The sequence below is a fragment of the Bacillus sp. RZ2MS9 genome (assembly GCF_001816185.2).
In the GTDB taxonomy this organism is placed as follows: Bacteria; Bacillota; Bacilli; order Bacillales; family Bacillaceae_G; genus Bacillus_A; species Bacillus_A cereus.
This window is the reverse complement of the sequence record NZ_CP049978.1, coordinates 1,317,186-1,331,071: the sequence shown is the minus strand read 5'-3', so window position 1 is coordinate 1,331,071 and position 13,886 is coordinate 1,317,186. Positions and strand designations below refer to the sequence as shown.

Genomic DNA, 13,886 nt, shown 5'->3' with positions numbered 1-13,886 from the left:
CATTATCATGTATTCTGTAGCAGCAATTATGACCGATAATTAGGGAGGAATTACATTTGTACAAAGATAAGACAGACGCACTGGATCAAGAATGGATTGATTTAATACTTGAAGCTCTAGATGCTGGTATCGCCATGCAAGACATCGAGCAATTTTTCCAACGTATGAAGCCATCCAGTCAGGCTCAATAGGTTTGTTCTTTTTAACGAAGTTTATGTTATAATAATGACATCATAAGACAACTACATATTGATAGAAAGGTGCGCAAATATGATTGGAGAACGTATAAAACGCCTTCGTTTACAAAAAGGGATTTCATTAACTGAACTTGCCGAAAAAGCTGGCGTTGCTAAATCTTACATTAGTTCTATAGAACGAAATTTACAAAAAAACCCTTCCATTCAGTTTCTTGAAAAGATCGCAGCAGTTCTACAAATTCCAGTTGATACTTTACTTCATGATGAAACAACAAAGGAAACTAACCTAGACTCCGAATGGACACAACTCGTTAAAGATGCAATGAACTCTGGTGTCTCCAAAGAACAATTTCGTGAATTTCTTGAATTTACAAAGTGGAAGCAAAATCAAAAATAATAATAGAAAGAAGTGCTTACAACCAGCACTTCTTTTTCTTTATAAAAAAAAAGCGGGAATACCCGCTTTTTTTATTATTTTTCTTCCCCAGCTTCTTGGTTAGCATTGAATGTCCATTCTAAATTCAATGTATCACCTTGGAAGATATTTTGGTCTTTTCCATCATCTACAAATTCAAATTGTACCCATAGATAATCCTCTGTACCAGCTGCTAATCCACCCTTTTCTCCCCACTCAGGAGCAAAGATATCTTTAGCTAAAAGATCTGGATCAACTTTTTGTAAGTCTGCTAAAGTTGTTTCGTATACAGGCTCACTTTGTTTATCCCAGTTCCAAAGGAATTTTACTTTAACGTGCTTACCAAAGTCTTCACCAGCATTATCACCTTTTGCATCTTTAACAGTATACTTTGTTGCTAATTTAACGTCTTTAATAGTTAACGAACCGCTGTTTTGTAATAAGAACTCTTTCTTAACAGAATCCCCTGGTTTTAAATCTTTAATATCTACAAGCGTCTTAGGGTTTAATGTAAGGTCTAACGTCCCAGCTGCAAATGTATTGTTTGATACTTCTTTATCGCTAAAGAATGCAAATGTTCCTCCACCAATTAAAGCTAACCCCAATGCTGCTGATGCAACTCCCATACCTAATTTCTTTTTCAGACTCACAATCAATTCCCCCTAGCTTTTTTTTATATTTTTATCACTTATTTTTCAATAAGAGATGTAAAGAAAACTATATTAGCTTAGCTAATATGCGTTCTTTTTTAAAAACCTTATGTTCATTATAACGAACAACCCTATATAAACACAACACATATTTATTAATATTTTCAGTTATTTTTATTTCTCAATATCATTTAGACTTTTCAGAAAAAAACAATGATAATTTATAACTTTTTTCACACTCAAATCATTTAATACTATAAGAAAAAAGAAAAACAAAGAGGTGAGGGCTAACGTTCCCTCACACTCGTATAAATATTACTAGTCTTGCTTATTCGTTCACTCTCTCTTACACCACATTCTTGTTTTCCGGCTGTTTCACTAAAGCAGTTACTCCGCTTTCTTTTGCTCTTCTAGCTTTTTCTGTTCTTCGGCTTTCTTCTGTTCTTCTACTTTCTTCTGTTCTTCGGCTTTCTTCTGTTCTTCTACTTTCTTCTGTTCCTCTGCTTTCTTCTGTTCTTCTACTTTCTTCTGTTCTTCTACTTTCTTCTGTTCTTCGGCTTTCTTCTGTTCTTCTACTTTCTTCTGTTCTTCGGCTTTCTTCTGTTCTTCTACTTTCTTCTGTTCTTCGGCTTTCTTTTGTCCTTCCGCTTCAATTGCAACGTTTAATTGTTGCTGAAGAGCCTGAATTTGCTCATCAATAGCTTTCAAGCTAATTTCTTTCTCAATATAGTCACGCTTCTCTTTGATACTGCGGAAGCCTTCATTTACATATATGGACACTTGCTGCATCGACTCATCTTTATTTACCTTTAATTCTTCTTGTATTTGATTGTAAGGAGCTTCTATTTCAGTATATACATTTTGCAGGGCTTCCTTCTCAGCAACAATTTTCTCACGCCCTTGTTGCCATACAGAAATCGCCTGTTTTATTTCTTCAATAGAAGTTGCTTTCGATTTTCCCTTCATCGTTCCATACTCACGCTCAATAAGCTGTTTATGTTTCTCAGATTGCTCTTTTAACGTATTAACTGTTTTCGGAAATATAATTGCTGTAGAAAGCGTCGCTTCTACTTTCGTTTCATGAATGAACGCCGCTTCTGTATGCGTCATAATTTGAGATCCTAAATAAAACGTAATAGAACACATACACGGCAATATAAGCATCTTTTTAAAATTACGCGGTCTTTTCAGCATCTTAATCTCTCCCATCGAACATTACGTTCTTTATACAGAACATTATCTATATTATAGTAAAGAACTATTAAAATTGATAGACAAATACTAGAAAAATAGAAAAAGGGCTATCCATGTGATAGCCCTTTTTCTTATTATCTTTCTTCACCTGCTGTTTGTTGTGCATCAAACGTCCAATTTAATTGTAACTTATCGCCTTGGAATTGATTTTGATCTTTTCCATTATCAACGAACTCAAATTTCACTTTGAATTTATCAGATTTACCTGCTGAAATACCTTTTTCATCCCAGAACCAAGCCGATAAATCATTATCTACAGCTGTAAGTGTGTCACCTTTTAATTTATCTAAAGTAGTTTGTTTCACAATTGTCTCATGCTTATCTACATTTTTTAAGAATGTTACTTTAATATGTTTACCAAAATCATCTTTATTGTCTTTCTTTACATCTTCTACATTATAATCTGTTTTCAGTAGAACCTTTTTAATATTTAAAGAGCCTTTATTTTCTAGTTTAAATTCTTTTTCAATTGTATCCCCAGGTTTTAAATTCGATACGTTAACAACTGTTGATGGATTTAATGCTAAATCCAGTGTTCCAGCCGCAAATGTATTATTTGACACTTCTTTATCACTGAAAAATGCAAATGTTCCTCCACCAACTAAAGCTGCTCCTAATACTGCTGATGTAATACCCATTCCTAATTTTTTCTTTAAAGTCATGTCCATATCCCCTTAATATATATTTGTTAACTTCCTAAACGGAAAGTATAACCAAACGAACTAGACGGATTGTTCTACTTTTTTATCTTTCTTTTCTCCGTCAATGCTACGAATAGCACCAAAAATAGAAATCGCGGAATACCCAAGTAAAAAGACTCCTGGAATAATAAGAAGCAATGCTGCTCCCGCTTTTGAATTCGCATAATTCAGTAAATAACCAACATACGGAACTGTAATATCTGCATACTTTCCAACTACATTTTCTGCAAGTACTGGCTCTAAATCTGGTCCGTTGTTGTTATCCCCTTTTGTTTCATACATTACTTTTCCATTTGTATCTTTCACACCGATAATACGGTGAGTGATAATTTTTTGATCTTTCTCTTTAAAGGTAATAACATCACCTTTTTGATATTTAGAACCATCTTTGTTTGGTTCTATTGCAATGATTGATCCTGTTAAAAACGTCGGCTCCATTGATCCTGAAAGAACGCTCTTAAATTGATATCCCATCACTGTCGGATCACCACCGCTTGCTTTTGAAGAAATAACTACAAAAGCTAAAAAAACCATCAATGCAAATAAAACAAATGAGATCGCGTTGCTAATTATCTTCCATATTAATTTCATCGTCTCTCTCCCTCTCCGTTGTTTTATATTATTTGAAGTATCCAATATCCACTTTGTTCTTTAACAAGAACACAAGTAAATGATATAACGAACTTTAAGTTATTGCAATAAGAAAATTTACAATTATTAGTTATTTGAAATACAGAAAAAAGACTGTGCCAAAATTTTACACAGTCTTTTTATTAGTAATTTATTTACCTTCTGATTTCATTCCTTTTGTATTTCGGCGCAACACTACATATAAAATTGCTCCAAATAATATAATCGCACCTATCCCAACACTTATTACTTTCACATTTGAGTCTTTTACTTCAGGCATAGTTGTATCTTTTTTAGGCATCGTAAAAGTGACATCTTCTGTTGAAAGAACATTTACCGTCGCAATTGTTTGATTATTTTTCGTAATATCAACTGCACCAACTACCTCACCACGATGTATTCCTTTATGATATAAAGATTCTTTATCTAATGAAGCCGCCCGGAAAATAGTTTTCACATTTTTCCCTTCATCTTTCTTAAGCATAAGCTCCGCACTTTGTTCCAACTCAGAATTAACATCTTTATTTAAATATGTTGTTTTTTGATGCCAATTATGTTTATCAAGCACCATTTGCTTCGTAAATTGACCGAAAGAATATTCCGCCATCTGCTTCAAATCTTCATAAATTTCAGGTCTTTGAGAAGCCATTACTACGCTTATAATACGATTTCCATCTTTCTCATTTAATAAAACAAGTGTATTACGTGCTTCATTCGTAAACCCTGTCTTACCGCCAATGCTATATGGATTTTCAAAAAAATTAGATTTATTAAAAATAGACACCGTCTGCCTAGACGTCGTAACTGTCGTTCTTTTCGTATTCATCGCTTGTAAAATTTCAGGATACTTTTGCACACCCTTCGTAATCATAGCCATATCATACGGCGTCGTATAATGGTTCGGATCATGCAATCCATTCGGTGTTACAAAGTGGCTATCTTTCGCCCCTAATTGCTTCGCTTTCTCATTCATCATATTAGCGAAATTCTCAACACTCCCGCCAATCCGCTCCGCAATCGCATACGACACATCATTCGCACTCAGCACCATTAAAATCATAAGCGCAGTATTTCTATTAATTGTCTCTCCAGGTTGAAACTCAATTTGATAATTACTCTTCTCTTGATCTAATGCTAATTGTGAAAATGTAAATTGATCCTCTGGCTTTGTATGCTCCATGAGTAAAATCGCTGTTAACACCTTCGTCGTACTAGCAGGATATGCTCGGTGATATGCGTTTTTATCATACAAAACATCTCCTGTTTTTGCATCAATTGTCGTTGCAAACTGACTAAAAACATTCGGTCCTTCCGCAGGTGGTGGTGCAACTTGTTCTGGATTTACTCCAATATTCGTCTCAGCACGCAATGTTATGGGCGTCAAAAAAAACGAACAAATAACTGTAATAAAAACCAAAATTTTCTTAAAATTTACCATATGACTCTCCCTTTTCCATTTACTCCTTAACAAAATAATAAATCTACCAATCATATGTAATTTGTATTATATTGGAAGAATTTTCACTATTTTTTACTATATCATACTTTTACGATAAAGAACATAAATATACAATAAAAATAAGAAGGAATTACTCTTTCTTATCCTTCTCATCAATCAACGAATCTATTAACTTTTGACTAGCTTCCTCGGGCGTAATCTCATCTGTTATTCCCATAAACGACCAACCTTTAGAATCAACCCACTCAACAAACTCTTGTAAAAATTCATCATGTGTAACATCCACATCAAGAATCGATCCATTAATCGAAATCGTTCTATTTTTAGACACGCGCATCTTGAACGTTTTTCTTACCATTACAACTTTTCTCCCTCTACTTCTGAATATTTATAAAGTGACACTTTCATCAACCCTCACGAATCGGACTTTTACGGGCATTCCGACCCGAACCTAACTTCTTTACTTTTGCTGAATTTCGAGGTAAGGGATCTTACTGCCCGCAAATAGCGAGATAAAATAATCATGTATCTCTGTTATACATGATTTTCAGTAAATTGTAAAAAGGATATATTGGCCAATTGGCATATGGAAACTGAAAATCTATCATTCTGCAAAAATATCAAATGATATGTAATTGTTCATAAATGACTAAATAGATTCACATAAAAATAAAACAACTTACATTTTACCACACCAAATACAAATGACTTTCTTACAATGGAATGGAGTATACTAGAAGAAAACTTAAAATGAGGAGGAACCTCATGACGCGTTGTACGTATTGTAAAACGAAGTGGACAATAAAAGATGTATGGGCAATACTCGTGACATTTGAAAAGGATTGTCCGTATTGTTTTATGAGACAATATCTATCAAAGAAAACGGTGAACGCTATGCCAGAACTTATAAGCTTACCTTTACATTTCTTACTCCCTTTTCTTGTTGATTTGAGTGCTGAAGGTCCTTTGGATTGGTATCGTAAATAATATAACCACTACATCCAAAGACTACTTTCTACTGAATTCGCTTCTCATCATTATTCCTTCATACATTACTAGCATAATCGCTTATACTTTCCCTTTTGAAGATTCTGTAGCTCAGCAGGAAGAGCGTCCCCTGAACAAGGTTTATCAATTATGACTTTAATAAACGATGATATATGCATACTGTTAAGCATAAAAAATTAGCATTAAGTTCCACTCAAATATTAATTGAAACCCAACACTCCATTTAATCTGTAATCTAGAATACAAGCAGTGTTTTTTATTATGCATTTTTGCATACAGTATTATTTTCTCTTGTAAATAGATAATAATGTTATATAATAAAACCAACGTTTTACCAATAAAAGGTAATAAGAAGTAGTGGAATAAGTAAATAACCAAAGCGTATTAACAGATTTGTTCTATGTAAATCATGATACATATATGGAATCAAAACTATGAAATTTTATGTAGTGATTAGATTACTACAAGATGAAAGATTCATAGCGAATACACTTAAGGAAAAAACGTTCCATTAGATTAATGTGATATCTATCGAACGAATTGAGAGTATACTTAGGGGGAATTTCAAGTGAAAACATTTGGTAAAGTATTATTAACTGGCGCATTAGCTTTAGGCGGTTTAACGGTTATGAACATTGAAACACCGAAGGCACATGCTGACGGAGCAAGCGAGTTCTGTCGTTATATTTGTGGTCCTAGCGAAACGTTGAATGGCTTCACAATTCAATTACACGCTACAGAGTACAGCTACGGCCAAAATATGATTGCAAAAATCACAAATGATAGAGCTGAAGATGTGCGCTATCGTGTAACTATTGAAAAGAAATGGGCAAGTGGCTGGGGTTACTATGAAACTGACTTCAATTTCGGCTCCGAATTACCAGCTGGAACAAACGAAGAATTTTACAATACAACTGGTTGGGGTGGACAACTTTCAGAAAACGGGGAATATCGTTACAAAGTTAAAATTACAAATGCTGACGGTTCTGTAGATACAATTTATACAGCTTCAATGACACTTACAGGCAGATAGCTCATGAACGAGCTCCATTATTTATACTTGTATTTTTGATGATTTCATTGATAATTGCGGTGATATTATTATTAAAATAAGCTCTTCGGGGCTTATTTTTTTATATACAAATTGGAATAATAATAGTCAGAAAATTAAATCTTTACACTATTAAAGTTTGTTGCTATTATAGGAATACATCAAATGTTACAATATTCAACAGATTATACAAATCCTCCAACTACACGAATGAAATGAAAACACATTGCTGATGGTAACATTTATAGTTGGGATCCCGTAGCTCAGCAGGGAGAGCGCCACCTTGACAGGGTGGAGGTCGTGAGTTCGAGCCTCTCCGGGGTCATATCCTTTTGTATCAACTGTTGATAATTTCATATTTTGACCAAAACTAACGGTGAGTACCGCTCAAGTTTTGATTGAAACTCCTCCTTTAACTCTAAATGAGAATGAAGGAGGTTTTTTTATGTCTTTAACATACTTCACTGAAAAAGAAATCGTAAAAAAACGACAACCCCACAAACGAAAAACTAGCAAAATTTCAAAAGAAGATTCTGTTGAACGTGTATTTGAAAGATTTGTTGATAGCAAAGTAAAACAGAATTTACGCCCCAAATCATTGAATCAATTCCTTCTTATGTTTAATAGTATAAAAGCATTTCATGAAACACAAAATGCTCAAACATTTTATATGACCGACATTACAACAAACTTCATTTCCGACTGGGTCTACTGGTTAAAAAATGAATATGTACGTTTTGATGGTCATGCTTACGTGCCTGAAAGTGCTCAAACTATTGGATTAGCGGACGAAACAATTTCCAGTAGAATCAAGCGTTTGAAAACATTCATCAATTGGTGTTTACGTCAAGAAATTATCAGCAAAAATCCATTTAATAAATTCGAAGGATTCCGTAAAGATAACACGCAAATTGATATTCTCTCAGTTGATGAATTGAACAACTTACTGAAAGTGGCGAAATCGTACTCCAATAAAAGTTTCAAACATTTTCGTGATTACGTATTGTTACACCTTCTCGTTGATGGCATGTTTCGTATAACCGAAGCGTTGTTGTTATCGCCATCAGATATTGACCATACAAATCGAGCGGTAATTATTCAATCCAATAATGCCAAATCACGCAAAACCCGTACTGTACCATTATCAAATAAAACCTATCGCCTACTGATGCAATTGCTAGAAGAAAATGAAGCGTTTGAAGATGATGTTGATGATTTAATTTTTTTATCATTGAGCGGTCGTATGCTAAGTAAAAACAATGTGTTACGTGATATGCGGAAGTACGCCATTGAAGCAAAAATAAAAAAACGCTTCTATTTACATTTGATACGTCATTCAGCGGCTACTCATTATTTATCATCTTCTGGTGACGTTGAATCATTGCGGAAAATCCTTGGACATGCTGACTTACGAACAGTGCTCATATATAGTCATTTAGCAGATACCACTGTTCAAGAAAAACATGCTATTCATGGATTTTTTGGAAGTGAAAATGTAATCAATCGTAAACGAAATAATAGAAGGAAATAAAAATAAAACCGTCTACTCCCCCACCGACCAAAGTTTGGGATTAAACGGTTCAGCACAAATCCGAGAAGGACTTGCTTATTTAATTGTAGCAAAGTTTCTTCTCCATGAAAAGGAGAATACTCATGTGTATTAAAAGCGATATTAATTACATTCAGAAACGTTTGCTTGAACGATTGAACGTAAAAAACCGATCCACCTTGTTTACTATTATCGAGGCAATTTCACAACAAGCGTACGCAAAAGGCTCATTCGTAGTGTCACAAAAAAATTCTACACTTGCAATTAAATGTGATGTGACCGCTTCTACTATTTCACGCAACCTAAAGAAGATTAAGGACAAATGTGCTGATTTAATTCAAATCGAACAAAATCGTAATGTAACGGAACAATTCGCTTCACTAGTATTTACGCTGATTCCACAAGTTACTCGTGAAGAAAATTCACAGTTAAATGATGAATGTCAAACGGATATGTCAAACGGTGAACAAACGGAGCAACGCAATGATGATATGGAATGCCATGATATTGCTGAATCATCTTCTAGTTGTTTTTCTAATCATTCCATAGTTTATTCTTCTAATCATAATAAAGTTATAGATACTAGTATTGTTAAACAAGAGGACGTTATACAAAACGATATAATACATGATGAATATGTGTATGCACGTAAAAATGGAATCAGTAGGAAATTGTTCTTAAAGGTGATTGATGGAATTAAAAACAAACGTGGAATCAATAGTTTGCGGGCTTATATCCGTGGAGCAATCAATAATGTAATACATCATATTTCATTCCGTCGTGGAGAAAAAACATATGACAATCCCATGAATCAATTTTTTTATGAATGGCTGCAAGAATGATATACGCTCATTTTTGACCATATCTAACGATATTTAAGGATATTTTATTGAATATTAATATTCAACGAACAGTCGTTTGAATGACGGTATTTCCTGTATGTGGTAAAAATGATGTATGCCATATAAGGGGTGATATGTATGCCATCTGATGAAGAATATGAAAATATGACAATTGCTGATGGTTTGAAAGAATATAGTAAACTCATGAAGATGTTTAAAAAGCGTGGTGCTACGAGGACAAATAATTTTATAGGAGACATTGGAGAATCGGTGACAATTGAACATTACAATAATGCTGATGAATTGCCTAATTTACGTTTAATGGAAATAGGAGCAAAGAACATAGATGCCATTAGTGATACCGATGAACGTTATAGTATAAAAGCCACACGTACCAATATGACGAGTGTATTCAATGGATTGAATGACCCTGACTCTAATATGCCACAAGAACAATTATTCGAGTACGTTGTCATTGTGTTGTTTGAAAAAGATATGATTCTTAAAGCGATATATGAATTGAATTGGGAAGCATTTATGTCATTGAAGAAATGGAACACATCGAAACGTGCCTATTTTTTAACCGTTAGCAACGCATTAAAGCGTAAATCCAAAATAATATATGAACGATAACATACATAACCAAAAAAAAAAATGACCACTCACCAAATAAATGATGAGTGGTTGTAGCGAAATCAACTTTGGATTTCGTCAAACAATTACTGCGAATCTAACCAGTTTGGAATACCGATATGAATTGCACTGTTTGGGAAGGCAAACAAATGCAACTTATAATACTATTATAGGGAATGGATCGGGTTTGTAAGGAAGCCACATAAAAAAAGATAGAACTTTTTTCATATGTTTGCTTTACAATTCAGATGTTTACACTACAATAGCATTGTGAAACAAAATTGACCTTTGAAAATCTAATAAAATGCTGATTTTACTCATAAAAAAAATAGGAGCCGAGAAATCGACTCCTAATATATTACTTCATTTTTAAGCATACGATAGCATCTTTATTTAATACTTTTCCATCCATATATGCGTCTAATACGATTGTATTTGTACCACGTAAAGCATTTGCAGTATCGTTATCAATGTATTTTAATGTTTGACCTTTTTTAGTCATTGTAGCATAACCTTCACCAAGGTTCGCAAATACTACCGCACGATTACCAGTAGCCATCGCTGGCATTACTTCACTGATTAAAACAGGTTGTCCAAATAATCGGTAAGTTACACCAGTTTCAGCGACGTCCTTAACCAAATGATAATGACCGTTGTTGTCTTTCATTTTTGCGATTTCGTTGAATACTTGACGGTTTACAATGAATACTGCACCTTTAACATAATCAGGGTGAATTGAGTTGTTTAATGTTAATAATTCGTCAAGTGTGATACCAGTAGACGAAACAGTAGTGATATCTGGAACTGTTACATCATTTAAGATGCCTTCAAATTCGCCTTTTGTTTTGTCACCAATTAAAATTGCTGCGTCAACTGTTAAACCTAAACGACGAGTTAATAATTTTGTAGAATATCCAACAACATCAATACCAGAATCATTGATTAATTGTTGAGATAATTCAATTGCAGTACCAACACGTTTTTGTTCAAGTGTGATTTTATCCATTGTGTAATCAGATAAATTGATATTTTGACCTTCACCGAACCAACCTGCTGTACCAATTGATTTTTCACGTAAAACTTCTAATTTCCCTGAAACAGGTGAAAAATTTTGTGTGCGACCGAATAATGGAGCAAATTCACCTAATTTTTCTACAATGTAATCTGAAATTGTTGATGGAATTGTTAAAGAACCAGGAGTTGCTCCAGTTGTTATTGAACGAACTTCTTCGCCATCTTCACGACGTAAAAATTGTTCAAGTCCTCGTTTTTCTTTTTCAAAAGCATTTAATTGATTTGTCATAATAGTTTCCTCTTTTCTTTGTGATAAGTTTCTTGATTCAACAGATTCGATCTGCTCTTTAATTTTTTGAACTTCATTTAAAATCGCTTCTTGGCGTAATTGCTCAGAAGGAGTGAATGAACGTTGTTCAGTTGTTTTTGATTGCTCGATTTCGTTCGCTTCGAAAAGCAATTCTTGCTTGCGTTCTTTGAGTTGTTTAAGATTCATATTTTCTAAGTTCATAATTTTCTGATTCCTTTCTTCGAGATAAGGCACTTCAACATCCTGACGAATATCATTTGACCGTGCTTCGATTGTGCTATCTTCATACGCTGGGTCGGAAACGATTGAGCATTCGTACAATGCTAAGTCGGTGATGGAACGTTGATTGATTCCTTTTTCTTTCGTCCATACATCATCGAGAACTATCATTCCAAAGGACATATTGCTCAAAGTCCCTCGTTTGATAGAAGCGTGAATATGTTCCGAAAGTTTACTAGGAACAAGATTGGCTTCCATTTCTAAACCTCTTGATGTCTCTTTAAGTTTCAAAGTCTCATCTTTTGTACGAGCCAATAACATGTTTTTGTCATGCTCGTTTAAGAGTTTTACATCTTTAGCACGTTGTAACGCACGAGCAAATACGTTTGGCATTACACGTTCGATAAATGGTTTACCGTGTTTGTCGTATAACGTTTGTGACCAAGCACCGCTTTTATTGACCAGACCACGCACAAATAACCCATCAGATGATTCGTTAACCTCTGACAGGCTGAAACTTCGTTGTTCAATTTTTTCATTCATGTGCTACATCAGTTCCTTTCTCTTGATTCAATGTGCCACCGTCCATATTTGGAACTTTCCATTCATTTGTTTCGGGATTATATAAAGCATGTTGTAATCCAAACACAAATGAATCGTTTTTAATTTTTGGTAAATCCAATTTTGCACGGGCTTCATTGATTGTTAATAATCCTTTTTCTAATCCTAAAGCAATTGATTCTGTGCGTTCCTTTTCGGTAGCACGTAACAATTCGCTCGTGTCAAAACGGAAATAATAACCTTGTAATTTTTCTTTTTCCGTTAATAGTTCCTTATTAAGTACTTTTTCAATATCAACTAAAATGGGAGCAATCGTATGTTTTAAGAAGTGCAAACTGTTTTGTCCTACAGTGTTGTATTTATTAGCCTTTGTACTAATCAGCGATTCTGGAACACCGAATAGAGTACAAATTTTTGAATCAGTTCTACTCATCGTTTCATTCATTTGAATTTCATTAGGATTCATTGAAATTTTGTCAAAAGACATACCTTCTTCTAAAACAACTGTTTTGGCAGAATTCTTAACACCGCCATATAACTTAGCCCAAGCATTTCTTAAACTATCAATTCCCGCTTGAGATAAACGAGCAGTTGTTTTTAAAATACCAAGTGGTAAAGCTCCACGTTCATAAATGCCATTTGTATATTCGATTTCAGCAAGTGCTTGCTTGAACAATTTATCTCCATGTTTCAGAAGACCTTCGCCTTCAAAATCGTTAACTGGAATGTTTATTACACGTAATAGTTCATCAGGATGAAATATTTTGCGTTCATTTGTCCCAACATGTTGACCTGTAAAAGTGGTCAATTGGTATTCCGCATTTGTGTATTTGATGCCGTCGTGATATTTGTTTACAATCGCTACATCTTTTGCTGATAAATAATTCAATTCTTTTAGCGATTTCATCGGTTCACCAAGAACTGTTTTTACGTCATAACGCTTGTATAAGAATGCTTGTCCGTATAACAAATAATCCTTAACCAAACCTTTCATAAACGTTTCATTTTCATCATTTAACAGAAATACACGTTTATCTTCTAAAACTTTTTCAATTGATCCGTCCGCATTTTCTTTGTGTAAATTAATCGGTAAACCAGAAACCGTTTTTACGGTTAAATTTAAACACGCTGAAGCGGTTGGAATTTGTGTTACTGTTTTTTCATTAACGACCATTCCACCAAATGAACTGTTCGGTGTGATTTCAACGCCACCGATAGTTAGTTTCTCTTCAGTATTACGTTTTTCAAATAAGTTTAAAAATGCCATGATGTCATATCCTTTCATGTAAAATAAAAAAGACGCAACACTGAGTTACGCCTACGTTAAAAATTCAATTGCTTTATCGTGCCAACAAAACGGTAAAATTGTTGACACTAAGAGCTATCGAAAAGA

At 34.1% G+C, this 13,886-nt stretch carries 15 protein-coding genes and 1 tRNA gene; 8 read left to right on the top strand and 8 right to left on the bottom strand.

The features are described 5' to 3' along the window. Positions 1–56 precede the first annotated feature (56 nt). Both BHV55_RS06855 and BHV55_RS06850 read left to right on the top strand, forming a co-directional pair. Positions 57–191 (top strand): anti-repressor SinI family protein, encoded by a 135-nt coding sequence (locus BHV55_RS06855; RefSeq protein WP_000276219.1) that lies wholly within the window; start codon positions 57–59, stop codon positions 189–191. Between the two features lie 79 nt (positions 192–270). Further along, on the top strand, positions 271–594 hold the full coding sequence (locus BHV55_RS06850) for a helix-turn-helix domain-containing protein (protein WP_000578885.1): 324 nt from the start codon (positions 271–273) through the stop codon (positions 592–594). A gap of 74 nt (positions 595–668) precedes the next feature. On the opposite strand, the gene calY is transcribed toward BHV55_RS06850, so the two are convergent. The 6 genes from calY to BHV55_RS06820 form a co-directional block, all read right to left on the bottom strand. Continuing rightward, a complete protein-coding gene (calY, locus tag BHV55_RS06845) occupies positions 669–1,262 on the bottom strand; it encodes a biofilm matrix protein CalY (RefSeq protein WP_000053713.1) in 594 nt (197 codons plus the stop codon). A 387-nt stretch (positions 1,263–1,649) separates the two neighbouring features. After that, positions 1,650–2,456, bottom strand: coding sequence for a DUF4047 domain-containing protein (locus BHV55_RS06840; protein WP_070757175.1), 807 nt, complete (start codon positions 2,454–2,456; stop codon positions 1,650–1,652). Positions 2,457–2,590: 134 nt separating this feature from the next. Then, positions 2,591–3,178, bottom strand: a complete 588-nt coding sequence (locus BHV55_RS06835) for a CalY family protein (protein ID WP_000172854.1) — start codon at positions 3,176–3,178, stop codon at positions 2,591–2,593. Between the two features lie 60 nt (positions 3,179–3,238). Next, positions 3,239–3,808, bottom strand: coding sequence for a signal peptidase I SipW (gene sipW, locus BHV55_RS06830; RefSeq protein ID WP_000767792.1), 570 nt, complete (start codon positions 3,806–3,808; stop codon positions 3,239–3,241). Between the two features lie 190 nt (positions 3,809–3,998). Continuing rightward, the gene (locus BHV55_RS06825) at positions 3,999–5,285 is read right to left on the bottom strand and encodes a D-alanyl-D-alanine carboxypeptidase family protein (RefSeq protein ID WP_000247031.1); all 1,287 of its coding nucleotides are present in this window, start codon (positions 5,283–5,285) and stop codon (positions 3,999–4,001) included. A gap of 151 nt (positions 5,286–5,436) precedes the next feature. Next, the gene (locus BHV55_RS06820) at positions 5,437–5,664 is read right to left on the bottom strand and encodes a hypothetical protein (RefSeq protein ID WP_000251856.1); all 228 of its coding nucleotides are present in this window, start codon (positions 5,662–5,664) and stop codon (positions 5,437–5,439) included. Between the two features lie 407 nt (positions 5,665–6,071). On the opposite strand from BHV55_RS06820, the gene BHV55_RS06815 reads away from it, so the two are divergent. From BHV55_RS06815 to BHV55_RS06790, 6 genes are all read left to right on the top strand, one after another. Then, positions 6,072–6,293: a hypothetical protein gene (locus BHV55_RS06815; protein WP_000196288.1), complete on the top strand. Its 222-nt coding sequence runs from the start codon at positions 6,072–6,074 to the stop codon at positions 6,291–6,293. A 589-nt stretch (positions 6,294–6,882) separates the two neighbouring features. After that, positions 6,883–7,347: a hypothetical protein gene (locus tag BHV55_RS06810; protein WP_048568803.1), complete on the top strand. Its 465-nt coding sequence runs from the start codon at positions 6,883–6,885 to the stop codon at positions 7,345–7,347. A 270-nt stretch (positions 7,348–7,617) separates the two neighbouring features. Continuing rightward, a tRNA-Val gene (locus BHV55_RS06805) sits at positions 7,618–7,690 on the top strand. Positions 7,691–7,810: 120 nt separating this feature from the next. Beyond that, positions 7,811–8,896 carry a tyrosine-type recombinase/integrase gene (locus BHV55_RS06800; protein ID WP_246874074.1) on the top strand — a complete coding sequence of 362 codons (1,086 nt, stop codon included), beginning with the start codon at positions 7,811–7,813 and terminating at the stop codon, positions 8,894–8,896. A gap of 122 nt (positions 8,897–9,018) precedes the next feature. Further along, positions 9,019–9,756: a hypothetical protein gene (locus BHV55_RS06795; RefSeq protein ID WP_246874073.1), complete on the top strand. Its 738-nt coding sequence runs from the start codon at positions 9,019–9,021 to the stop codon at positions 9,754–9,756. Positions 9,757–9,894: 138 nt separating this feature from the next. Continuing rightward, positions 9,895–10,389, top strand: coding sequence for a DUF6998 domain-containing protein (locus BHV55_RS06790; RefSeq protein ID WP_070757178.1), 495 nt, complete (start codon positions 9,895–9,897; stop codon positions 10,387–10,389). Between the two features lie 358 nt (positions 10,390–10,747). On the opposite strand, the gene BHV55_RS06785 is transcribed toward BHV55_RS06790, so the two are convergent. After that, on the bottom strand, positions 10,748–12,475 hold the full coding sequence (locus BHV55_RS06785) for a phage major capsid protein (protein ID WP_083320158.1): 1,728 nt from the start codon (positions 12,473–12,475) through the stop codon (positions 10,748–10,750). Then, a complete protein-coding gene (locus tag BHV55_RS06780) occupies positions 12,468–13,760 on the bottom strand; it encodes a phage portal protein (protein ID WP_070757179.1) in 1,293 nt (430 codons plus the stop codon). The genes BHV55_RS06785 and BHV55_RS06780 overlap by 8 nt, the downstream gene beginning before the upstream one ends. Positions 13,761–13,886: the final 126 nt, after the last annotated feature.